20 protein-coding genes and 2 tRNA genes are annotated in these 22847 nt (G+C 72.9%); 6 read left to right on the top strand and 16 right to left on the bottom strand.

Going from position 1 to position 22847, the window contains the following annotated elements:
* Positions 1-214: 214 nt before the first annotated feature.
* The 5 genes from M3148_RS09755 to M3148_RS18310 all read right to left on the bottom strand — a co-directional run bounded on the left by M3148_RS09755 (position 215) and on the right by M3148_RS18310 (position 5379).
* On the bottom strand, positions 215-886 hold the full coding sequence (locus tag M3148_RS09755; RefSeq protein ID WP_251304500.1) for a hypothetical protein: 672 nt from the start codon (positions 884-886) through the stop codon (positions 215-217).
* Positions 883-1365 (bottom strand): hypothetical protein, encoded by a 483-nt coding sequence (locus M3148_RS09750; protein ID WP_251304498.1) that lies wholly within the window; start codon positions 1363-1365, stop codon positions 883-885. Before M3148_RS09750 ends, M3148_RS09755 begins: the two co-directional genes overlap by 4 nt.
* A complete protein-coding gene (locus tag M3148_RS09745; RefSeq protein WP_251304496.1) occupies positions 1362-3821 on the bottom strand; it encodes a molybdopterin oxidoreductase family protein in 2460 nt (819 codons plus the stop codon). The genes M3148_RS09750 and M3148_RS09745 overlap by 4 nt, the downstream gene beginning before the upstream one ends.
* A 159-nt stretch (positions 3822-3980) precedes the next feature.
* A tRNA-Ser gene (locus tag M3148_RS09740) sits at positions 3981-4069 on the bottom strand.
* A gap of 59 nt (positions 4070-4128) precedes the next feature.
* Complete coding sequence (locus M3148_RS18310) at positions 4129-5379, bottom strand: threonine/serine ThrE exporter family protein (protein ID WP_251304495.1); 1251 nt, start codon at positions 5377-5379, stop codon at positions 4129-4131.
* An 80-nt stretch (positions 5380-5459) separates the two neighbouring features.
* Here M3148_RS18310 and M3148_RS09730 point away from each other — a divergent pair, with 80 nt between their 5' ends.
* Together M3148_RS09730 and M3148_RS09725 are read left to right on the top strand one after the other, a co-directional pair.
* Positions 5460-5639, top strand: coding sequence for a hypothetical protein (locus tag M3148_RS09730; protein WP_251304493.1), 180 nt, complete (start codon positions 5460-5462; stop codon positions 5637-5639).
* 44 nt (positions 5640-5683) lie between these two features.
* Positions 5684-6268: a PepSY domain-containing protein gene (locus tag M3148_RS09725; RefSeq protein ID WP_251304492.1), complete on the top strand. Its 585-nt coding sequence runs from the start codon at positions 5684-5686 to the stop codon at positions 6266-6268.
* A gap of 92 nt (positions 6269-6360) precedes the next feature.
* On the opposite strand, the gene M3148_RS09720 is transcribed toward M3148_RS09725, so the two are convergent.
* A tRNA-Ser gene (locus tag M3148_RS09720) sits at positions 6361-6445 on the bottom strand.
* Positions 6446-6521: 76 nt separating this feature from the next.
* Here M3148_RS09720 and M3148_RS09715 point away from each other — a divergent pair.
* Positions 6522-7493 (top strand): NAD(P)H-quinone oxidoreductase, encoded by a 972-nt coding sequence (locus tag M3148_RS09715; protein ID WP_251304490.1) that lies wholly within the window; start codon positions 6522-6524, stop codon positions 7491-7493.
* 258 nt (positions 7494-7751) lie between these two features.
* Here M3148_RS09715 and M3148_RS09710 read toward each other — a convergent pair whose 3' ends face one another.
* From M3148_RS09710 to serS, 5 genes are all read right to left on the bottom strand, one after another.
* Positions 7752-8699 carry a carbohydrate ABC transporter permease gene (locus M3148_RS09710; RefSeq protein WP_440136916.1) on the bottom strand — a complete coding sequence of 316 codons (948 nt, stop codon included), beginning with the start codon at positions 8697-8699 and terminating at the stop codon, positions 7752-7754.
* Positions 8696-9691 (bottom strand): carbohydrate ABC transporter permease, encoded by a 996-nt coding sequence (locus M3148_RS09705; protein ID WP_440136918.1) that lies wholly within the window; start codon positions 9689-9691, stop codon positions 8696-8698. Before M3148_RS09705 ends, M3148_RS09710 begins: the two co-directional genes overlap by 4 nt.
* A gap of 62 nt (positions 9692-9753) precedes the next feature.
* Positions 9754-11139: an ABC transporter substrate-binding protein gene (locus M3148_RS09700; protein WP_251304489.1), complete on the bottom strand. Its 1386-nt coding sequence runs from the start codon at positions 11137-11139 to the stop codon at positions 9754-9756.
* Between the two features lie 113 nt (positions 11140-11252).
* Complete coding sequence (locus M3148_RS09695; protein WP_251304487.1) at positions 11253-12107, bottom strand: HAD family hydrolase; 855 nt, start codon at positions 12105-12107, stop codon at positions 11253-11255.
* Positions 12104-13369 (bottom strand): serine--tRNA ligase, encoded by a 1266-nt coding sequence (serS, locus tag M3148_RS09690; protein WP_251304485.1) that lies wholly within the window; start codon positions 13367-13369, stop codon positions 12104-12106. The genes M3148_RS09695 and serS overlap by 4 nt, the downstream gene beginning before the upstream one ends.
* Positions 13370-13436: 67 nt before the next feature.
* Here serS and M3148_RS09685 point away from each other — a divergent pair, with 67 nt between their 5' ends.
* The gene (locus M3148_RS09685) at positions 13437-14009 is read left to right on the top strand and encodes a 1-acyl-sn-glycerol-3-phosphate acyltransferase (protein WP_251304484.1); all 573 of its coding nucleotides are present in this window, start codon (positions 13437-13439) and stop codon (positions 14007-14009) included.
* Positions 14010-14102: 93 nt separating this feature from the next.
* Here M3148_RS09685 and M3148_RS09680 read toward each other — a convergent pair whose 3' ends face one another.
* Together M3148_RS09680 and pheA are read right to left on the bottom strand one after the other, a co-directional pair.
* Positions 14103-15308: a diacylglycerol/lipid kinase family protein gene (locus M3148_RS09680; protein WP_251304483.1), complete on the bottom strand. Its 1206-nt coding sequence runs from the start codon at positions 15306-15308 to the stop codon at positions 14103-14105.
* Between the two features lie 302 nt (positions 15309-15610).
* Positions 15611-16561, bottom strand: coding sequence for a prephenate dehydratase (pheA, locus tag M3148_RS09675; RefSeq protein WP_251304482.1), 951 nt, complete (start codon positions 16559-16561; stop codon positions 15611-15613).
* A 79-nt stretch (positions 16562-16640) separates the two neighbouring features.
* On the opposite strand from pheA, the gene M3148_RS09670 reads away from it, so the two are divergent.
* Entirely contained in the window at positions 16641-19007 is a 2367-nt protein-coding gene (locus M3148_RS09670; protein WP_251304481.1) for a hypothetical protein, read from the top strand.
* Here M3148_RS09670 and M3148_RS09665 read toward each other — a convergent pair.
* From M3148_RS09665 to M3148_RS09655, 3 genes are read right to left on the bottom strand one after another with little or no spacing between them, the layout of a single operon-like run.
* The gene (locus tag M3148_RS09665) at positions 18983-19777 is read right to left on the bottom strand and encodes a glycosyltransferase family 2 protein (protein WP_251304480.1); all 795 of its coding nucleotides are present in this window, start codon (positions 19775-19777) and stop codon (positions 18983-18985) included. The two genes, M3148_RS09670 and M3148_RS09665, sit on opposite strands and share 25 nt — an antisense overlap.
* Before the next feature lie 54 nt (positions 19778-19831).
* Entirely contained in the window at positions 19832-20698 is an 867-nt protein-coding gene (locus M3148_RS09660; RefSeq protein ID WP_251304479.1) for a DUF5926 family protein, read from the bottom strand.
* A gap of 21 nt (positions 20699-20719) precedes the next feature.
* Entirely contained in the window at positions 20720-21070 is a 351-nt protein-coding gene (locus M3148_RS09655) for a rhodanese-like domain-containing protein (protein ID WP_251304478.1), read from the bottom strand.
* Between the two features lie 94 nt (positions 21071-21164).
* Here M3148_RS09655 and pgm point away from each other — a divergent pair, with 94 nt between their 5' ends.
* The gene (gene pgm, locus M3148_RS09650) at positions 21165-22844 is read left to right on the top strand and encodes a phosphoglucomutase (alpha-D-glucose-1,6-bisphosphate-dependent) (protein WP_251304476.1); all 1680 of its coding nucleotides are present in this window, start codon (positions 21165-21167) and stop codon (positions 22842-22844) included.
* Positions 22845-22847 lie beyond the last annotated feature (3 nt).

Below are 22847 nucleotides of genomic sequence, written 5' to 3'. Positions count from 1 at the left end.
GCCGGCGACCCGCTTGGTCATGTTCTTGAGCTCGCCGTCGAGCGCCAAAATACCGCCCCACCAGCTGACGGAGGGTGACGACATCTACATGGGCAGAGCTCACCGCCGCCCCGCAGCGTGGACAAGCATCAAGGACGTCTTATCGACGTGCCCGTGTCGCGACTTTTCGTCCTACCTTCCCGGACGTCGGCCCAACGCAGGCGTGCCCGCCGGCTCACAGCTGCTTGCGAACCCCGGCCTCGTGCACCACGGAACTGAGCTCGTCCTGGGCGCTCCCGGTCATGGTGTCGGCGCCGGTACCGCGCCGTCCGGTCGGCAGGACGGTGCGGTGGTGGGTGTCCTCGAGCTCGAGGGCCAGCGCGGCGTAGAGTGCGGCAGCGGCGAGAACAAGGCCGGCACCTCCGGCGACGGTCGCCCACATGTCGCCCCCGGTGATCTCCGCGACCCCGGTGAGCGCGAAGCGCAGGGAGGTGAGGGCCATGACCGCGGCCGCGACGATCTTGGACAGGCCGGCCACGGCCGGGACGAGCATCATGGCCGCCGCGGCGAGGAAAAGAACGCCCAGGCCGGGCGAGGACGCCCCCGGTGGGGACGTGGCTGTCACCAGGCCCGCCGCCGCCCACGTGCCGGCGAGCGCCGCCATGCCGGTCCCGGCAACAGGGTCCCGGGCGAGGAACCCGTAGATCGCGGAGATGAGCTGCACCGGGACGGTCAACGCGAGGACGCCGATGGCGACGGCGCGGCCCTGCTCGGGCGCCAGCCAGCCGAGCTGCAGGGCGCTGAACCCCACGGTCGCGACGAACAGTCCCAGGAAGCCCAGGGGCAGCGGGGTCCCGATGGGGCGCACGACGATACGCGTGGCCACGGGCGCCGGTGCAGCGCTCAACTGACGAGCACCTGGGTCGCCTGCACCTTGAGCTGGGCGTTGGCCCACCGCATCTGACGCAGCGTGTCCGGGTGGCACTCCTCGGCCAGCTGCAGGAGATCGACGTGCTTGATCCCCTGTGCGGCCTGCGCGAGCAGCTCCCAGTCCACCGAGACGCCGGCGGCCTTCATGTAGACCTCACGCAGGTCCCGCAGCATGAGCAACCCCGGTGTCCTCGCCCGCCCCACGAGCTCGCTGCCCTTGTCCCGGGCCCGCTCCATCAACCCGAGCTCACCCTCCGGCTCGTGGTCGAGCTTCTCGCCGTAGTGCTCGGCGATCGTCGCGATCTCCCGCACGTGGCGCTGGGACCACACGGCGAGGTCACGGGCGACGTAGAAGATCTCGTGGTCCACCTTGTGCCGCTCGGAGACCTGGATGAGCTCGTGAGCGAGGTCGTTCTCCGAGCGGTGGAGCTCGCGCAGCGTCAGGCCGATCTTCATCGGGTGCCTCCTCCGGTGAGGTTCTCGTCAGCCGTGCCAGCGGGGCCGCCGACCGTGGCGGGCACGGAGGGGTCGACGGGCGCCGACCCCGCCGTCGTGGGAGCCGACGACGGCGTCCCCCCGCCGTCGTCGACCTTGCGGACACGGGCGGCGGCCGTCTTGAAGATGGGCTGCTTCGATGCCGGGTCCCAGTCGGTGATCGTGAGCTCGTTGGCGGCGCGACCGGCGCCGTCGGGCTCGTGGCCGGCGTCGGTGTCCCAGTAGCCGTAGTGGAACGGGAGGAAGACCACGCCGTCACGGATGCCGCTGACCCGGACCCGGGCACGGACGGAGCCGCGCGGGGTCGTGATCTCCGCGAGGTCCCCCTCGGACAGGCCGATGCTCGCCGCGTCGGCGACGGAGACCTCGACCCACACCTCGGGTGCCGCGGCCTGGAGCTGGGGTGCCCGGCCGGTCTTCGTCCTCGTGTGGAAGTGGTAGACGGTGCGCCCGGTGATGAGCTGGAGCGGGTAGTCCTCCCCCGGCTGCTCGTGGGGTGGGAACCAGGCCGCCGCCTTGATGATCGCCTTGCCGCTCGGGTTCAGCGCCTTGTACTCCGTCGGCTCCAGCGGCGCCCCGGTGACGAGGTCACGGCCGTAGCTCTCGCAGTAGTCCGGTGCGGACCAGAACTGTCCGTCGGTGTAGATGTGCTCGGTGCCGTCGGGGTGCTCGTCGGTGCAGGGCCACTGGATCCCGCCGGAGCCGCGCAGCTTGTCGTAGCTCATGCCCGTGTAGTCGCACGGCCGGCCGCGACTGCACTCCTTCCAGCCCTCAAAGGCCCCCTCGGCGTCGGCCCACTTGACGAGAGGGGCGCCGTCCTTGTCCTTCAGGCCCAGCCGGTGGGCGAAGTCGATGAAGATGTCGAGGTCGGCGCGGGCCTCACCGGGCGGGTCGACGGCCTTCTCCGAGAGGTGGACGGTCCGGTCGGCGTTGGTGAACGTGCCGGTCTTCTCCCCCCACGTGGCGGCGGGCAGGACGACGTCCGCGAGCTGGGCAGTCTCGGACAGGAAGATGTCCTGGACGACGAGGAAGAGCCGCTTCTGGCTGAGGATCGACCGGACCCGCGCGAGCTCGGGCAGCGAGACGGCCGGGTTGGTCGCCTGCACCCACAGCATCCGGATGGAGCCCTCCTCGGCGTACCGAAACATCTGCATGGCGTGGGTGGGCGGGGAGTAGTGCGGGATGTCCATCGGGTCGACGTTCCACACCCGTGCCAGGTCCTTGATGTGCTCCCCGTTGGACCAGTTGCGGAAGCCTGGCAGATCGCCGTCCGCACCTGCCTCCCGCGTGTTCTCGGCCGTCGGCTGGCCGTTCATCTGCAGCACCCCGCACCCGGGGCGCCCGAGCATCCCTCGCAGGAGGTGGACGTTGTTGACCTGGACCGCGGCGGCGGTCGCCTGGTGGGACTGGTAGAAGCCCTGGAGCACCGTGGACAGCAGCCGCTCCGCCGTCCCGAGGAGTCGTGCGGCGTGCCGGATCTGCTCGGCCGGCACGTCGCAGATCTCGGCCACCCTCTCGGGCGGGTAGTCCCGGACCCGCTTGGCGAGCTCCTCGAAGCCGACCGCGTGCGCGGCGACGTAGTCGTGGTCCACCCAGCCCCCCGCGACGATCTCGTGGAGCAGCCCGTTCATCAGGGCGACGTTCGTGCCGGGCCGCGGGGCGAGGTGGACCGTCGCCGCTCGGGCGACCGGCGTGAGTCGCGGGTCCACACAGACGATCTGCGGCGGGTTGGGGCCGGCCAGCCGGTCGAGGACGCGGGTCCACAGCACGGTCTGTGTCTCGGCCATGTTGTGCCCGTACAGGGCGATGACGTCGGCGTGGTCGACGTCGGTGTACGAGCCCGGCTGGCCGTCACAGCCGAAGGACTCCTTGAGCGCAGCCGCGGCCGTGGCGGTGCACAGGCGGGTGTTGCCGTCGACGTGGTTGGTCCCGATGCCGCCGTGCGCGACGAGGCCCAGGGTGTAGTACTCCTCGAGGAAGAGCTGGCCGCTCGTGTAGAAGCCCACCGCGCTGGGGCCCTGCTCCGCGAGCAGCTCCTTCGTCCGACCGACGACGAGGTCCATCGCCTCGTCCCAGGACGTCTCGACGAGCTTGCCCCGCTTGCGGACCAGCGGACGCGTCAGCCGGTCCGCCGATCCGTTCGCCTGCCAGCCGAAGAGGTCCTTGGGGCCGAGGCGCCCGTGGTTGACGCGGTCCTTCGCACGGCCGCGGACACCGACGATCCGGTCGTCCTTCACCGCGATGTCGATGCCGTCGCCGTTGGAGTGGAGGATCGAGGCGCTGGGTACCCACCGGTCGACGTCGTCGGGGTCGACGCCTTCCGCGAGGTGGGTGTCGACGCGGACCGGCCACGCCTCCCCCGGCCCGTAGGGCGTCCGTGTCCCCCAGATCTCTGCGATGCGGTCCGTCGTCGCCACCGTGCTCCTCCTGGCTGTCGTCGTCATGCCAGCAAAGACTGGTCCCGGAGGTGGCGCAACTGCGGGGTCGGCCGCCGCGACCCGGCGCGGTGGCCGCGAGCGCACGAAGGGCCCGGGACCTGCGACAGCGTCGCGGTTCCGGGCCCTTCAGGACACGAGCGGAGACGGTGGGATTTGAACCCACGGACGGGTTGCCCCGTCACGGCCTTAGCAGGGCCGCGCACTAGACCTGACTATGCGACGTCTCCAAGGGTCATGCGCCACCCAAGATACCCGGAGACGCGCGCGCGTCCAAAGCGCGTCGTCGTCACCGGTCGAAGGCCCAGTTCTTGTCGGTGAGCATGCGGGCCACCGCGAGCCCCACACCCAGCCCCATGACGACGAAGGTCGCCTCCACGCCGTTGCCCAGCGCCTGGGCCACCTCGCCCTCGTTGAGGTGCACGAGGGACCGGTAGATCATCACGCCGGGCACCATGATGACGACGGCGGGCACCGAGAGCGTCACCCGCGAGGCCCGGCCGCGGGAGGCCGCGAGCGCGGCGAGCAGCCCGATGACGCAGGCCGCCGCGAGCGAGGCCGCCTGCGGGGCGACGCCCGCCTCGACGAGGGAGATCCGCGCCGGGTTGGCGATCCCGCCGATCACCGCCGCGACGCACGCGGCCCGCGGGGTGGAGTTGAAGAGCATGGCGAAGCCGGCGGCTGCGACGGCACTGGCCACCACCCGCAGCGCGAGGAGGAGCGGACCGGCGAGCGCCGTCGTCGTCGTCCCGTCGAGCTCGAGCGCCGCCACCCATGACACCGCCCACACGCTCATCCCGGCCGACAGGAGCGTGACGGTGACGTAGGCGAGGCGCGCGACACCGGCGGACAGGTCCATGCGGACGAGGTCGAGCACGCCCGTGACGAGCGGGAAGCCGGGCACGAGATAGAGGACCGCGGAGATGAGGCCGGCCTCGTGGGAGGCGTCGGCGACGTCGAGCCGCTCGAGGCCGAGGACGATCCCCACGTACACGCTGCTCGACAGCGCCGCCGCGAGCGCCGTGATCGCGAACTTGTTGAGCCGCGCGTGCTGCATCCGCCGGCGGACCGTCTGGCCCAGTCCCGCGGCCACGAGCACGGCGGCACAGACGATCGGCCCGCCGTTGTTGAGGAAGGCGAAGGCCGCGCAGGCCAGGGCGACGGCGAGCGCGTTGAGGACGGCGCCGTAGCGCGGGGGCGTGCGCTCGGCCCGTCCCAGCGCCTCCTCCAGCTCGCTCACGGGCCGGCCGGGACGCAGGCGCTCGACGACGCCGGCGAGCGCGTCGATCCGGTCGGCGTTGACCCCCACCTCGCGCTGCTCGACGACCTCGGTGCGCACCTGCTCGCCGTCGCGGGCGGTCGTGGTGATCTCGGTGAGCGTCACCTGCGCGCGGTGCTGGTGCAGGCCGAGGGCGTGCGCCGCCCGCCGCATCGAGTCCTTGACCCGGTAGGAACCGGCGCCGGCGGCGAGCAGCATCGAGCCGAGCCGGAGGACGGCTGCCGACCTGCGCTCGAGGGAGTGTTCGGGAGCGTCCTGCACCGGACCATCATGCCGGGCCACGACGACGGCGCCACGGTCCGTCCGCCCGACGGCCGCTGGCCGCGTGGGAGACTTCCGTCATGCGACGCAACAGCCTCCTGACGATCCTCCTCGTCATCGCCGCCGTCGTGCTCGCGTGGTGGCTGGTCGGCGTGCTCTTCAGCGCGGTGTGGTTCCTCGTGCGGCTCGTCGTCGTGCTCGTCGTCGCCCTCGTCCTGTACCTCGCGCTGCGCTCCTGGTTGAACACCGACAGACGCTGACCCTCCGGGTGCGACCCTCCGGCCACGCTGGGACGCTGGAGGACATGAGGCGATCGGTACGCGTGTCCGCGATTCTCGCTCTGACGACGGGCTTCGTCGTCGGCTGCACGAGCGACGACGACCCACCCGCCGACGGCGGCGCGACGAGCGAGGGCATCGTCACCGACCGCGAGCCCGACAACCCCGAGTTCTCCCCCGGCGAGGACCAGTCGCCCGAGCCGGTCCCCGGTGAGGACGGCGCCGTCAACGCGCTGAGCACCGCGGCCGAGGAGCTGGGCGGGCAGGCCTTCGCGGTCGACCGCAGCGACGACGACGGCGAGGACCTGTGGGAGGTGTCGGTCGCCGTCGGGGACGAGGACGTCGAGGTGCACGTGTCCGCCGACGGCAACGAGATCGTGCGCGAGGGTGAGCGTGAGCCGCTCGAGGACGAGGACCGCCAGCGGTTGGACGCGGCGTCGATCTCCGCCTCCGAGGCCGCGATCACCGCCGCCACCGAGATGAGCGCGGCCGTCGAGGAGGTCGACCTCGACGAGCACCTGGGGACCGTCGTGTGGGACGTCGAGCTCCGGTCGACCGACGGCGCGACGACCGAGGTCCGCGTGGACGCGACGACGGGCGAGGTGCTTTAGCCCCCCCGACTTGGGTCGCCCTTTCCGCTCCGCGCCGGGGTGCCAGAAAGGGCGACCGGTGATCGGAAAGTGCGCGGCAAGCGGGGCACCGGCGGAGGGCAAGGGATTCGAACCCTTGGTGGGTTGCCCCACAACGGTTTTCAAGACCGTCACATTCGGCCGCTCTGTCAGCCCTCCCTGCCGCGGGCCTCTCGGCGCCACGGCGCGACCAGTCTACGCAGCGCGGGAGACCGGTTTGCTGTAGGCAAGAGGCATGCGCGCCATCACCGTCTCCGCCGACTCCCGTCTCGAGCTCACCGAGGTGCCCGACCCCTCACCGGCCCACGGCGAGGTGGTCCTCGACGTCGCTGCTGCCGGCCTCAACCGGGCCGACGTCCTCCAGCGGGCCGGCCACTACCCGGCGCCGCCCGGGGCCAGCGACATCATCGGGCTCGAGGTCTCCGGGACCGTGCGGGAGCTCGGTGAGGGCGTGGCCGGGTGGCAGGTGGGCGACCGCGTCTGCGCACTGCTCGCCGGTGGCGGCTACGCCGAGCGGGTGGCCGTGCCGGCTGGGCAGCTGCTGCCGGTGCCGGCGGGCATGGACCTCGTCGACGCCGCCGCCCTGCCCGAGGCCGTGTGCACCGCCTGGTCCAACCTCGTGGACGTCGGTGCCCTGCGCGCCGGCCAGACGGTCCTCATCCACGGCGGCTCCGGCGGCGTCGGTTCCGCGGCCATCCAGCTCAGCCGCGCCCTTGGCGCGCGCGTCCTCACGACGGCGGGCGGGCCGGAGCGGGCCGCGCGGTGCGAGGAGCTGGGCGCCGACGTCGCCATCGACTACCACGGTGACGTCCCAACCGCGGTGGACGAAGCCACCGGCGGCACGGGCGCCGACGTCATCCTCGACGTCCTCGGCGCCGGCGGCCTGGCCGACAACATCGCCATGCTCGCCACCGGTGGGCGCCTCGTCGTCATCGGCACGCAGCGCGGCACCCGCGGCGAGGTGGACCTCATGGCGCTCATGCGCAAGCGCGCGAGCGTGCACGGCACCACCCTGCGCGCCCGGCCGCTCGGGGAGAAGGCCGCCATCGTGACGGCGGTCCGCGAGCGGGTGTGGCCGATGCTCGAGGACGGCCGGCTGCGCGCCGTCGTCCACGAGCGGCTGCCGCTCGCGGAGGCTGAGCGGGCGCACGAGCTGCTCGACTCGGGCGAGGTCTTCGGCAAGCTCGTGCTCATCACCGGCGCCTGACCGGGCGGAATCCAGCTGTCGGCGGAGGAGGATCCGCGCCGGCGGCCGGCCGGCGGAATCCAGCTGTCGGCGGAGGTGGGAGGGTCCGCGCCGGCGGCCGGCCGGCGGAATCCAGCTGTCGGCGGAGGTGGGAGGGTCCGCGCCGGCGGCTGGCCGGCGGAATCCAGCTGTCGGCGCGAGGGAGGGGGGGCACCGCCGTCGGGAACAACTCAGCTGTCGGCGGGAATGAGGTCCCCGCCGACAGCTGAGTCGTCCCGGCTAGCCCTTGACGGAGCCCGCGAGCAGGCCGCGGACGAAGTACTTCTGCAGGGCGAGGAACACGATGATCGGCACGATGATCGAGACGAAGGCGCCCGCGGTGAGCAGGTGCCAGTCCTGGCCACGGGACCCGGCCATCTCCGCGAGCCGGGCGGTCAGCGGCTGGACGGCGTTGTTCCCGCCGGTGAAGGTGAGACCGACGAGGAGGTCATTCCACACCCATAGGAACTGGAAGATCGCGAAGCTCGCGATCGCCGGCACCAGCAGCGGCAGCATGACCCGCAGGAACACCGTGACGTGCCCCGCGCCGTCCACCCGCGCCGCCTCGATGAGCTCGCGCGGGATCTCCGACATGAAGTTGTGGAGCAGGAAGGTCGCCAGCGGCATCGCGAAGCACGCGTGGGCGAACCACACGGCCAGGTAGGGGAACATCTCCCCGGCCGCCGAGCCGGAGAAGATCCGCAGCAGCGGGATGAGCGCCATCTGCAGCGGCACGATCTGCAGCGCGAAGACGGCGATGAAGACCGTGTCGCGCCCGCGCCACTGGAGGACCGAGAAGGCGTACGCGGCCATCGTCGCGACTACGAGCGGGATGACCGTCGCCGGCACGGTGATGACCACCGAGTTGACGAAGAACCCCGACAGCGCGCCGGAGGACGCGCGCCCGAACAGCACCTCCTGGTAGTTCTCCAGCGTGAAGCTCGGGTTGGTGAAGAAGGTCCACCACCCCGAGCCGCGGATCTCCGCCTCGGGTCGAACCGAGCTGACGAGCATGCCGATGATCGGCACCGTCCACAGCAGGGCGATGACGATGGCGACGACGGATCCCACCCGGGAGGTGAGCATCGCCTTGGCGCGGCTGGCGGCCGGCTGCCCCGACATGGGGTCCGGCAGGGAGCGGGTGGGCCCCGGCTCCGTGATCGCCGGGTTGGCAGGTGTGACGCTCATGCTCCCCGTACCTCCCGGTTCTTGATCATCTGCCGGACGTTGAAGACGACGATGGGGATGACGAGGACGAAGATGACGACGGCGAGCGCCGAGCCCGTCCCCGCGTTGCCGAAGGTGAAGGACTGGTCGTACATCATGTTCGCCAGCACCTGGGTGTCGAAGCGCGCACCCGTCATCGTCCGGGGAATGTCGAAGATCTTGAGCGTCGCGATGGTGATCGTCGTGACGACGACGACCAGGGTGGGCCGCACGCTCGGCACCGTGATGCTGCGGAACATCTGCCATGCGCTCACGCCGTCCAGGCGCGCCGCCTCGACGATGTCACCGGGGATCGCCTTGATCGCCGCGGACAGCAGCACCATCGCAAAACCTGCCTGGATCCAGATCATCACCGCGATGAGGAAGAAGGTGTTCCACGGCGAGTCCTGGAGGAACCGCAAGGGTTCGAAGCCGAGGCTCACAATGATCGCGTTGAGCAGTCCGATCTGCTCCTGCGCGGCGCCGCGGTACTCGTAGACGAACTTCCAGATGATGCCGGCACCGACGAAGGAGATCGCCATCGGCGTGAACAGGAGCGTCTTGGCGACCTTCTCGAAGCGCGACTGGTCGATGATGATCGCGTAGAGCAGCCCGACGCCGGTCGCCACGGTCGGCACGAGCACCACCCACCAGAAGGTGTTGATGAAGGCCTGCAGCGAGTCGGGGTTGGTGAAGACCCACTCGTAGTTGGCGAACCCGACCGAGTTCTCGCTCGTCCGGTCCATGAAGGACATGATCGTGGTCCGGATTGCCGGGTAGATGAGCCCGACACCGAGCAGCAGCAGGGCCGGCCCACCGAAGAACAGCACCATCCACCACGTCCGTGAGCGGCCGGCGGCCCGGTCCGCGACGCGCGCGAGGAGCAGGATGACGGCGATAACGGCGAGGAAGGCGACGACGGCCAGGATCATCTGGCCGAACTTGGAGTAGAGGAAGAAGTCCACGGTGATCAGCTCCCGTCAACGAGCGGGGCGGGGACCCGGCAGTGCCGGGCCCCCGCCCCCCTGTCCTAGAGTCAGCCGGCCGGCCAGGCGGCCTCGATGCCGTCGAGCACCGTCGCCGTCTCGCTGCCGTTGATCCAGTCGACCATCCCGGTCCAGAAAGCACCGGCGCCCACCTCGGAGGGCATCATGTCGGAGCCGTCGAAACGGACCACGGCGCCCTCCTGCTGGAAGAGCTCGATGGCCTGACGCAGCACGTCGGAGGTCGCGAGCTCGGGGTCGACCCCGAGGTTCGCCGACGTCACGCCACCGATCTCGACCCGCGTGTTGGCCCACTCGGCGGAGGACATGAAGGTCTGCACCGCCTGGGTGGCCTCGCGGTCGTTGAACGCGGCGACGAACTCGCCACCGACGAGCAGCGGGACCTCACCGGCCGTCTCGCCCGGGAGTGGGAAGGCGAAGGCGTCTCCCTCGGGGCTGACGTCGGTACCTTCCGGCCACTGTGCCTCGTAGAAGGAGGCCTGGCGGTGGAGGAAGCAGTCGCCGTCGAGGATCGGCAGGCCGCCGTCGTTGAAGGACGTCGTGGCGATCGAGCGGGAGTCCCCGATGCCGCCGTTGACGTAGTTGTCGTCCTTGAGGATCGCCCCGGCCATGTCGACGGCCTCGGCGATCTGCGGGTCGTTGAAGGGGATCTCGTGGGAGACCCACTGGTCGTAGACGTCTCCGCCGCCCGTCCGCAGGACGAGGTCCTCGATCCAGTCGGTGGCGGGCCACCCGGTGGCGCCGCCGGACTCGATGCCGGCGCACCAGGGCTTGACGGTGTCGGAGCCGTGGTCCGCGGCGATCTGCTCGGTGAGAGTCATGAGGTCGTCCCACGTCTCGGGGATCTCGTAGCCGCTGTCCTCGAAGAGGGCGGGCGAGTACCAGACGAAGGACTTGACCGAGGAGAGCATGGGCGAGGCGTAGAACTCGCCGTCGACGGTGCCGTAGGCCTTCCAGTCCTCGGTCCACCCCTCGTCGACGTTCGCCTCGACGGCGTCGGGGGCGGGCAGGACGTGACCGTCGGCGACCATGCGCTGGAGCAGGCCGGGCTGCGGGATCGCCGCGAGGTCGGGGGCGTTGCCACCCTCCGCCTGGACGACCAGCTGCTGCTCGAACTCGCCCGAGCCGTTGTGGGTCACCTCGATGCCCGTGCACTCGGTGAACTCCTCGAAGGAGTCCTGCATCTGGTCGGCCTCGACCTCACGGATGGAGGTGAAGAGCGTGACGCTCTCGCCCTCGTGGGTGCCGTACTCCTCGAAGGCCGCACAGTCGGCCTCCGTGGCGGTGTCGTCACCGCCACCGCCACCACCTCCGCCCCCACCGAGGTCGTCAGCGCCGCCACAGGCGGCAAGAAGCAGTCCCAGGGACGCGGCCCCCGCCACGAGCGTCCCGGTACGTCGCTGCTTACGAGTCCTCATTGATCTCCTCCACACCATCGTCGGACAAGCGCACACAGTGTGTGCGCCTCAAATCAAGCGTGGATGTCGACTTCCTGCAAGGATTTCACCCCTTGCAGGTGGTCACGATCTGGTCACGCGGGGAGGAGAGCGGACAGGACCGGCACGATGCCGTCCTCCTCGACCGGTGCGGTGACGAGGTCCGCGGCCGCGCGGGTCACCTCGTCCGCGCCACCCATCGCGACACCGAGCCCCGCCCAGCGGAGCATCTCGACGTCGTTGCGCCCGTCGCCCACCGCGACCGTGGCGCCCGGTGCCACGCCCATGCGCTCGCGCAGCATGTCGAGCGCGGACGCCTTCGTGACGCCGTCGGGGGCGAGGTCGAGCCAGGCGGTCCACCCGACGGCGTAGGAGACACCGTGCAGGCCGACGCGCTCGACGAGCGCGTGGAAGTCCGCGGCGGACAGGTGCGGGGCGCGCAGCGTCACGCGGCTGGCCGGAGCGGCGCACAGCTCCTCGAAGTCGACGACGGTCATCTCCCCGCTCAGCTCTCCCATGGGGAAGGGGGCGGTGACCTTGAAGCCGCGGCCGAGGTCCTCGACGGCGAAGAGGCCGTCGGGCAGCTCCTCGCGCAGCAGGCGCAGCGCCGGCTCGGGGTCGAAGGTGACGACGTCGCTGATCTCGTGGCCGTCCTCGAGGGCCGGGTCCAGCCGCAGGCAGACGGCACCGTTGGAGCACACCGCCCAGCCCTCGCGCAGCTCAAGCTCCTCGAGGATGGGCACGACGGCGGAGACCGAGCGGCCCGTCGAGAGGACCACCCGGGCCCCCGCGTCGCGCAGGCGGCCGACGGTCTGGCGCACCGTCGTCGTCATCCGCTCCTCGTGGTCGATGAGCGTGCCGTCGATGTCGAGCGCGACGAGGAGCTCGGGCCCGGCTGCCGGGAGGGCGGCGGGGAGGCGGTCGCGGACGGCGTCGACGGTGAGCGTCATCGCGGCGCCACCGGTGAGAGGACCTCCAGGCCGCCGAGGTAGGGCTGCAGCCCGGCGGGGACACGGACGGAACCGTCCGGGAGCTGGTGGTTCTCGAGAATCGCGACGAGCCAGCGGGTGGTGGCGAGGGTGCCGTTGAGGGTGGCGACCGGCTCGGTGCCGTTCGCGCCGCGGTGCCGCACGCCGAGGCGGCGGGCCTGGAAGGTGGTGCAGTTGGAGGTGGAGGTGACCTCCATGTAGCGCTCCTGGCTGGGCAGCCAGGCCTCGCAGTCGAACTTCCGGGCGGCGGAGGAGCCGAGGTCACCGGCGGCGACGTCGATGACGCGGTAGGGGAGCTCGACCTTGGCGAGCATCTCCTCCTCCCAGGCGAGCAGGCGGGCGTGCTCGTCCTGGGCGTCGTCGGCGGTGGTGTAGCTGAACATCTCCACCTTGTTGAACTGGTGGACGCGGATGATCCCGCGGGTGTCCTTGCCGTAGGAACCCGCCTCGCGGCGGTAGCAGGTGGACCAGCCGGCGTAGCGCATGGGCCCGGCGGACAGGTCGAGGATCTCGTCGGCGTGGTAGCCCGCGAGCGCCACCTCGGAGGTGCCGGTGAGGTAGAGGTCGTCGGCGGGCAGGTGGTAGATCTCGTCGGCGTGCTCGCCGAGGAAGCCGGTCCCACTCATCACCTGAGGGGAGACGAGCGTGGGGGTGATCATCGGGGTGAAGCCGGCGGCGATCGCCTGGTCCATGGCCGCGTTGAGGAGCGCCAGCTCGAGGCGGGCGCCGACGCCGGTGAGGTAGTAGAAGCGGGCGCCGGAGACCTTCGCGCCGCGCTTGACGTCGATGGCCGCGAGGCCCTCGCCGAGCTCGAGGTGGTCGCGGACCTGCTCGAGCTCGCGACGCTCGCCCTCGGTGCGGAGCACGACGAAGTCGTCCTCCCCACCCGGGGGCACGCCGTCGACGATGACGTTCGACAGCTGGTAGGTGACCGTCGAGGCCTCCTCGGCGGCAGCGGCGGCGTCGCGCTCGGCGGTCTTGACGCGCTCGGCGAGCTCCTTGGCGCGGGCCAGGACGGCAGGGCGCTCCTCGGGGGCGGCCTTGCCGACGGAGCGGCTGACCTCCTTCTGCTCCGAGCGCAGCTGCTCGAAGGCGGTGAGCGCGGAGCGGCGGCGCTCGTCGGCCTCCAGGGCACGGTCGACCAGGCCCGGGTCCTCACCGCGGGCACGCTGGCTGGCACGGACGAGGTCGGGCTGCTCGCGCATGGCTCTGAGATCGATCACGTCCCGAGCCTATCCGGGGTGGCCGCCCGCCCCACACGCGGGCACGGGTGCCACTAGGGTCTGCCACGTGAGAATCCGCCGCGCCCTGGCCCGCGCCTACTGGCGCATGAGCCGCTGGTCCCCGGACCCGACCCAGCCGCCCGCCGAGGGACGCGGGATCCTCCTCGGTGCCCCGCACACGTCCAACTGGGACTTCGTCCTCATGCTCGCGCTCTCGTGGCACTGGGGCGTCAACGTGCGCTGGCTCGGGAAGAACAGCCTGTTCAAGCGGCCCTTCGGGCCGCTCATGCGGGCGCTGGGCGGAATCCCGGTCCAGCGCGAGGACCCGAGCGGCCTCGTCGACGAGCTCGTCGCACAGGTGCGCAGCGGCCCGACCTACCTCGTCATCACCCCCGAAGGCTCCCGCTCGGCGACGCCGTACTGGAAGTCCGGCTTCTACCGGATCGCCCGGGCCACGGGCATGACCGTCACCCTCGGCTACGTCGACCGCCGTTCGATGACCGCCGGCCTCGGCCCGACCCTCACGATGACCGGTGACGTCCGCGCCGACATGGACAAGGTCCGCGCGTTCTACGCCGGCAAGGTCGGCGTGCGCGGCGGCCCCGAGCGCGTCCCGCGCCTCCACGCCGAGGAGGAGTAGTCCCCACCGGACCCCCGGGCGCGCTGGGCCCGGGCGCCCACGACCGCCGACAGCTGACGTGTTACTCGCCGCACCGGCGACCGCGAGCACCTCTCAGGGGGTGCGCACGACCAGCCCACCGGGCTCGACCCGGGCGTGGACGACGGCGGCCTCGCCGAGGAGGTCGCCGTCGACCTGGACGGACTCCGGCTCCTCGGTGCGGATCGTCAGGGTCTGCGCCCGACGGAAGTCGATGCTGCCGGTGCTGTAGGGCAGCGGGTCGCGCCGCACGCCCACTCCCTGGAGCACGACCTTGCGCAGCAGGTCGGCCCAGCCGATGATCCCGCCGCGCGTGTCGATGGCCGCGACGTCGAGCCAGCCGTCGTCGAGCTGGGCGTCGGGGAAGAGGACGACGCCGCCGGGCAGGCGCCCGCAGTTGGCGATGAGCACGGTGCGCGCCTGGAATGCGGCGGTCTTGGAGGAGTCGCCCAGCTCCAGGGTCGCGCGCATCTTGCGGCCGAGCAGGTGCTTGACGCCGCCCACGAAGTAGGCGATCCAGCCGATCCGGGCCTTGAGCTCGTCGTCGGCGCCGCCGACCATCGCGGCGTCGAAGCCCATGCCGCCGATGACGAGGAAGACGTGCTCCTCCTCGAGCTCGGCGCCGGGCACCTCACCCGCCTTGACCTCCGGAGCCGTGCTGCCGTCCGAGGGCGTGGGCGCGACCTCGGTGCGGCCGGGCTCGCCGCGGTAGACGTCGTCCTCCGGCTGGGTGGCCGCGGGCGGCTTCTCCAGGCGGAGCCAGCCGAGGTCCATCGACCGGTTGCGGCCCGTCAGCGCCGCGACGGCCATGTCGCGGTGGCCGCTGAGCGGGAGGTCGAGGTTGCGGGCGAGGAGGTTGCCGGTGCCCATGGGCAGGATGCCCATCGGGGTGCCCGTCCCGGCCAGGCCCTGGGCCACGGCGCGGACGGTCCCGTCGCCGCCGGCGGCGATGACGACGGATGCGCCCTGCTCGAGGGCGGTGCGGACCTGGCCGCTGCCCGGGTCCTCGACGGTCGTCTCCAGCCACAGCGGCTCAGGCAGCCCCGACTCGGCCGCCACCTCGGCGACGAGCGCGCGCAGCCGCGCGCCGTCGGCGCCCTTGGACGGGTTGAAGACGACGGCGGGGGGTCCGCTCGGCACCTCGGGCTGCGGCGCCGGGGGATCGTCCTGCGAGAAGGACGGGGTGCGGCGCTGAAGCGCGCGCCACACAGCGAGCCCTACGACGAGGCCGGCGACGGCGACGACGAGTGCGATGACGGCGACCCACTGCTCCCAGCCCACGTGCCGACCGTAGTGGCCAGCCCGAGCGTCCGCGCCCCGGCCCGGAGGTGATCCTGCACTCCCGTCCCGCCTCGCTCCCCCCTCGTGCACTGTCGCCCGCTGCCGCCGACGGCCGGACTCCGGCGGGGCGCCGCCCCTCCCCCGCCGCCGCCGACGGCCGGACTCCGGCGGGGCGCCGCCCCTCCCCCGCCGACAGCCGGATTTCTCGGGCGGAGCGCCGCCCCTCCCCCGCCGACAGCCGGATTTCTCGGGCGGAGCGTCGCGCTCCGTCCGGAGAATCCGGCTCTCGGCGATACGGGGGGCTACACCTGGCCGGTGCGGACGCGCTCGACCCAGGCGCGGGCGGCGACGAAGTCGGCGTCGTGGGTGCCGGGCGCCACGTGCGGGGCCACGCGGTCCCACCGCGGGTAGGAGCCCATGAAGCGCACGAGCGGGCACACCCGGTGCAGGCCGATGAGCGCGGCCGCGACCCGCTCCTCCGCGACGTGCCCCTCGAGGTCCATCGAGAAGGAGTACCGCCCCAGGGAGTCCCCGATCGGCCGCGACTCGATGCGCGAGAGGTTGACCCCCCGCACCGCGAACTGCTCGAGCATGTCGAGGAGCGCACCGGCCTCGTTGTCGGGCAGATGGGCCATGAGCGTGGTCTTGTCCGCGCCCGTCGGCTCGGGCAGCACGCCGGGCCGGGAGACGACGACGAAGCGCGTCACCGCGTGCGGGTTGTCCGCCACGCCCTCGGCGAGCGCCTCCAGGCCGTAGCGCTCGGCGGACAGCGCCGAGCACAGGGCGGCGTCGAAGCCGGCCTCACGCCCCCCGTCGGCGAGGATCGCGGCGGCCGCGGCGGTGGACGTCGCCGGGACGTGCACCGCGCCGTCGAGCTCGCGGCCCACCCAGCCGCGGCACTGCGCCCACGCGTGCGGGTGGGTCGAGACCCGGCGCACCTGGTCGAGCGTGGTGCCGGGCACGACGGCGAGGACGAAGGCGACCGGGACGACGACCTCCCCCACGATGACGAGCGGCTCGGGCGAGGACGCGAGCGTGTCGAGGGTGACGTTGACCCCGCCCTCGACGGAGTTCTCCATCGGCACGACGGCGAAGTCGGCGCGGCCGCCGCGGACGGCGTCGAGCGCGGAGACGACGTCGGTGGAGGGGTGGGTGCGCACGTGCTCGGTGCCGACGAAGGCTCGCAGCGCCGCCTCGGTGAAGGTCCCCTCGGGACCGAGGTAGGTGTAGCGGGCCAGCTGCTGCTCGGACATCGGCTCTCCTCTGCGTCGGTGCGCGCCGTGCGCACCGGGGCAGCGTAGCCAGCGGTCGGGCGCCACGTAGGCTGCCGGGGTGAGGCGTCGTCGGAACACCGTCACGCGCGTAGGCCTGCTCCTGCTCGCGGTGGCACTCATCGCTGCACTTGTCCTGCCCGTCGCCGGCGCCGCCTTCGGCGCCACGGAGGACGACGCCGCCGCCCCGGCCCCGTCGTCCGGCGCACCCGTCGTCCTCCTCGGCACGGGCGGGCTGCGTTGGGAGGACCTGTCCGCCCTCGCCACCCCGCGGCTGTGGGCGCTCGCGGAGGACGCCGGTGTCGCGAACTCGGTGGTCCGTTCCGTGCGCTCGAGCACCTGTCCGGCCGACGGCTGGCTCGCCGTCTCCGCAGGTCGCCGCGCCGCGGACCTGCCCGCCGCCACCACCGGCGTCTGCCGTCGCCTCGAGGACGTCGCCGACGGCGTGGTCCCCGGCTGGTCGGACTACCTCACCGCCGCCGCGGACGCCTCCTACGACGCCCGCCCCGGCACCCTGGGTGAAGCCGTCTCCGGTGCCGGCGTGGCCGCGGCCGGCGTGGGGCCGGGCGCCGCGATCGCGCTCGCCGACCCGGCCGGCGCCGTCGTCGGCGAGTACGTCCCCCGCCCGGAGGACCCGGCCCGGCTCGGCGGGCTCGTCGAGCGGCTCGCGCGCGAGGCAGGGCTGCTCGTCGTCGACCTCGGTGCCGTCCGCGACCGCGACCGCCCGCTCCTGCCGGCCACGGACCGGCGCTTCTCCGGCCCCGAGGACGACGCCCCGGAGAAGGCGACGAGCGACTGGCCGCTGGCCGGGCTCGACCGGACCGAGCAGGTGGCCGTCGTCGAGGCGCGTGCCGCGGCCGTCGTGGACGCCCTGCCCGCCGACGCCACCGTCCTGCTCGCCTCGCTCGCGGACTCCGGCACCACGCCGGTCATGCAGGTGGCCGCGCTCGCCGCGCAGCACGAGCCGGCCGGGATGCTCGAGAGCCGCTCCACCCGCCAGCCGGGCATGATCCAGTCCACCGACCTCCTGCCCACGCTCCTCGACCGCCTCGCGATCGATGCCCCCACTGGCCTGGCCGGCGCACCGCTCCGGGTCGCCCCGGGCGAGGGCTCCGGCGCCGCACGCATCGCCACGCTCATCGACGAGAACCGGCACGCGATAGCCGTCCGCCCGCTGACCGCGCCCTTCTTCTCCGGGCTCGTGCTCGTCAACCTCGCGCTCTACGCGCTCGTCACCGTCGGTCTCAACCGCGGCGTCCTCGACCGCGTGAGCCGCTGGCTGAACCGGCGTCGCTCGAGCGGGTGGGCCGGGATCGGCCGCGCCGCGCGGGCCGTCGACCCGGACTCCGCACTGCGGGCACTGCGCGGGGCCGCCGTCACCGTTGCCGCCGTGCCCGTCGCCAGCTATCTCGCCAACCTCCTGCCGTGGTGGCGCACCGGCTCGCCCGGGCTCGTCGTCTACACCGCCACGCTCGCCATCGCCGCGCTCGTCGCGGGGCTCGCCCTCGCCCGGATCTGGCGCCGCCGCCTCCTCGCGCCCGTGGGGATCGTCGCCGGCATCACCGCCGTCGTCCTCGCCGTCGACGTCATCACCGGCGCCCGGCTCCAGCTCGCCGCGCTCATGGGCGTCCAGCCGCAAGTGGGCGGACGCTTCTACGGCATCAACAACTCCTCCTTCGCCCTGTGGGCCACGAGCACGGTCCTCACCGCGGCCTGCCTCGCCGAGCCGCTCGTGCGCCGCGGGCGACGGCGGGCAGCAGCACTCGTCGTCGGCGTCGTCGGGATCGTCGCGACGGTCCTCAACGGGGCGCCGGGCATCGGCGCGGACTTCGGCGGCCCGCCGGCGCTGCTGCCGGCCTTCATGATTCTCGCGCTGCTCGCCCTGGGGGTGCGGCTGACGTGGCAGCGAGTGGTGCTCGTCCTCGGCGTCGCCGCCGTCGTCGCCCTGTCGTTCTCGGTGGTCGACTGGCTGCGCCCGCCCGCCGAGCGCAGCCACCTGGGCCGCTTCGTCGAGACCGTGCTCGACGGCGGGCTCCTCGACGTCGTCCTGCGCAAGCTCGGGCAGAACCTCGCCAACCTCTTCGGCTCCACCCTCACCTTCCTCGCCGCGGGTGGGATCGCGCTCGTCGTCCTCGTCCTCACCCAGCCGCTGCGCCGCGCTGCGCGCCGGGGTGACCACGCCGCCTACGGGTGGCTCGCGGAGGGCTCCTCGCTGCGGCGCCTGGAGGCCGACGCGCGGATGCTGCGCCCGGCGCTCGTCGCCGTCGCGATCGCGCTGGGGATCGGCTTCGCGGTCAACGACTCCGGCATCGTCATCCCCGCGATCGGCATCTCGGTCGCGGTACCGCTCCTCATCGGGGTGGTCGCGAGCTGGCTGCTGCGGCTGCGGGCGGCGAGGCCGGCTCAGCCGGTGGCGACGGCGCGGTAGGGCCGGCCGGGCTCCTGCCGCGTGGGGCGGTCGCCGAGCCGGCGCGCGCCCACCCGCACGCCGCGGGCGCGGCGCACGGCCGCGGCAAGCGTGACGTCGCGGTACTGGGCGGCGCGGTGGAGCTGGCCGCCGAGGTCGTTGCTGCTCGCACGGTGCCGCAGGTCGCAGGGCACCTCGACGAGCGTGAAGCCCTTGACGAGCAGGTCGATCGTCATGCCGGTCTCCACGCCCCACCCGGCGGCCAGCGGCACGGCCGCCTCAAAGGCCTCGCGGGTGAGGCAGCGCTGGCCGGACAGCGGCTGGGTGGGCAGCCAGCCGGTCGCACGGGCGATGGCGCGCCGGGCCTTGCCGACGACGATCCCGCGCCCGCCCGCACCCGGCTGGGGCGGCAGGACGGCGATGGCGCAGTCGGCGGTGCCGCCGAGCACGGCGTCCACGAGCGGGGCCACCCCGACGGCGGTCTCCCCGAGGTCGGCGTCGATGAAGAGCAGGAGCCGGCGCGGGCCGTCCGGGGCGTCGCGCATGGCGACGACGGACGCACCGGTCTCCATCGCCGAGGCCTTGCCCCGGTTGACGGAGTGGCGCACGACGACGGCGCCCGCGGCCCGCGCGATGTGCTGGGTCGCGTCGGTGGAGCCGTCGTCGACGACGACGACGAGGTCGACGTGCGGGATGGCACGTGCGGCCCTGACGGTCGCCGCGATCCGCTCGCCCTCGTCCTTGGCCGGGATCACGACGGCGACCCGCTGGGGGCTGGGGCGCCGGTTCACCCCTCGAGCGTAGTCGCGGTCAGGGCCTTCGTGCAGGTTCACGGCACAGGGCAGTCAGCGGAGTGTGACCTGGCGGGAGACGATCCCCGCGCGAGCGCGCCGGGCGTCGGCGTCGAGTGGGCCCGTCTCCGCGAGCGCCGCCTCCAGACGCTTCTCGAACTCGGCGCACGGACCGGCGAGCTCGTCCGCCTCGGTGCCGGCCACCAGCTCCCACACCGGCACGAGGATCCCGCTGGTGCGGAAGGCCCCGACGAAGCGGGCGCCCTCCTCCAGCTCGGACTCGCGGCGGGCGTGGAGCCGCGCGAAGGCGTCCAGCACGTCCTCCTGCGGCTCGGGGCGTGCCCAGCGCAGGAACTCCCGGCCCATGCGGCACCAGTACGCGGACTGGACGCCGTCGACCTTGACGGTCGGGACGATGCCCTCGCTGGACTGCTCGATGGCAGCGGTGACCTCCGCGTCGCGCTCCTGGTCGGCGGCGAGCCAGAACGCGAAGTCGTCGTGGATGACCGGCTCAAAGGGAACGGTGAGATCGAGGACGTCCTGCAGGCGCGGGCCGGGCTCGAGGATGCCGAGGTTGAGAACCGGCGCGCCGGGCTCGGCGTCGAGGGCGAGGAGGAGCGCGGCGGCGACGTCGCGGCTCGCGTCCCCGGACTTCGCGGCGGTCTGCAGGCCGACGAGGACGGTGCCGTCCTCGCGGTGCAGCGCCGGCCAGAGCTCGGGGAGCATGGTGGCGACGACGACCTCGCGGGAGCCGTACTCCGCCGTCGTGCGGACGGTGGCGGTCGCGGAGGGGACGACCTCGCGCATCGCGACCCAGTCCGTCTCCCCCGGCAGGCCCTCGAAGGGACGCTCGACGAAGGGCACCTCCACCCGCTTGGGGCGGGGGGCCTCGGACTGGCGCTTACGGCTCTTCTTACCCATGGTCACCAAGCCTATCGGTGACTACAGGACGTACGGGTCACGCCCCTCGTCGGCGGTCATCGCCAGGCCCGCCGCGCCCCAGGCGTGCATGCCGCCGTCGAGGTTGCGGGCGGTGAAGCCGGAGTGGTTGAGCCACGCGGTCGCGCGCATCGAGCGGCCGCCGGAGCGGCACACGACGAGGAGGTCCTCCTCGGGCAGGTCGTCGAGGCGGTCGGGCAGCTCACCGAGCGGGATGTGGACGGCGCCGGGGATGTGCCCGGCGTCCCACTCGTCCTGCTCGCGCACGTCAAGGACCGCGTGCCCGGCCGGGACGGGCGCGGCGGGGTCGAGGTCGCCGACGGTGAGGTCACTGGGCTGGTCGAGGTCGTCCATGCGATCCACGGTAGCTCGCCCGCGGGTCGCGGGCGCTCGGCACCGGAACGCCGATCGGTGGGCCGGGGTGCGGCCGGAGTGGCAGGATCGGAGCATGCACGAGCGCGCCGGAACCCCCGCCCTGCCCGAGGACCTCATCGACGTCGACGCGGTCGTCTCCGCGTACTACGACCGCACGCCCGACATGGACGACCCGTCCCAACAGGTGGTCTTCGGGACCTCCGGCCACCGCGGCTCGAGCCTGGACTCCGCCTTCACCGAGGCCCACATCGTCGCGACGACGGCGGCCATCGTCGAGTACCGCCGCGCGCAGGGCACCGACGGCCCCCTCTTCATCGGCCGCGACACCCACGCGCTGTCCGAGCCCGCCTGGCGCACCGCCGTCGAGGTCCTTGCCGCCGCCGGGGTCGAGCTGCGGGTCGACGCCCGCGACTCCTTCACCCCCACGCCCGCCGTCTCCCACGCGATCCTCCTCGCCAACGGGGCCGGGACCGCCGCCGGCGTCCGCGTCGAGGGCCCGGGCCGCGCGGACGGCATCGTCGTCACCCCCTCCCACAACCCGCCCCGCGACGGCGGCTTCAAGTACAACCCGCCGCACGGCGGGCCGGCCGGCTCCGACGCGACCTCGTGGATCGCCGCGCGCGCCAACGAGATCCTCCGCTCCGGCGTCGCCGCCGTCCCGCGCGTCCCCGTGGAGCGGGCGCTGGCCGCGGAGACCACCCGGCGCCACGACTTCCTCGCCGCGTACGTCGACGACCTCGCCAACGTCGTCGACCTCGAGGCCATCGCCGGTGCCGGCGTGCGCATCGGCGCCGACCCGCTCGGTGGCGCCGCCGTCGAGTACTGGGGCGCGATCGGGGAGCGCTACGGGCTCGACCTCACCGTCGTCAACCCGGCGGTCGACCCGCGCTGGTCCTTCATGACCCTCGACTGGGACGGCAAGATCCGCATGGACTGCTCCTCGCCGTCGGCGATGGCCTCGCTGCTGCGGGTCATGCGCCCCGAGGACGGCGGACCGGCCCCCTACGACATCGCCACCGGGAACGACGCCGACTCCGACCGGCACGGCATCGTCACACCCGACGGCGGGCTGATGAACCCCAACCACTTCCTCGCCGTCGCCATCGAGTACCTCTTCGCGCACCGGCCGGGCTGGCCCCAGGCCGCCGCCGTGGGCAAGACGCTCGTCTCCTCCGCGCTCATCGACCGGGTGGCCGCCGGGCTGGGACGGCGCCTGCTCGAGGTGCCGGTGGGCTTCAAGTACTTCGTGCCGGGCCTGCTCGACTCCTCGGTCGGCTTCGGCGGCGAGGAGTCGGCCGGCGCGTCCTTCCTGCGCCAGGACGGGTCGGTGTGGACCACCGACAAGGACGGCATCATCCTCGGACTGCTCGCCTCGGAGGTCCTCGCGGTCACCGGCCGCAGCCCGAGCCAGCTCCACGAGGAGCAGGTCGAGCGCTTCGGTGCCTCCGCCTACGCCCGCATCGACGCCCCGGCCAGCCGCGAGCAGAAGGCGAAGCTCGGAGCGCTGAGCCCCGAGGCCGTCACCGCGACGACGCTCGCCGGGGACCCGATCACCGCGCGGCTCGTCCGCGCACCCGGCAACGACGAGCCGATCGGCGGGCTCAAGGTCACCACCGAGCACGCGTGGTTCGCCGCCCGCCCCTCGGGCACCGAGGACGTCTACAAGATCTACGCCGAGTCCTTCCGCGGCGAGGAGCACCTGGCCCAGGTGCAGGCCGAGGCCAAGACTGTGGTCGACGACGCCCTGGGCTGATCC

Source organism: Georgenia satyanarayanai (genome assembly GCF_023715365.1).
In the GTDB taxonomy this organism is placed as follows: Bacteria; Actinomycetota; Actinomycetes; order Actinomycetales; family Actinomycetaceae; genus Oceanitalea; species Oceanitalea satyanarayanai_B.
The sequence above is the reverse complement of the archived record's forward strand: the minus strand, read 5'-3'. Positions and strand labels throughout refer to the sequence as shown.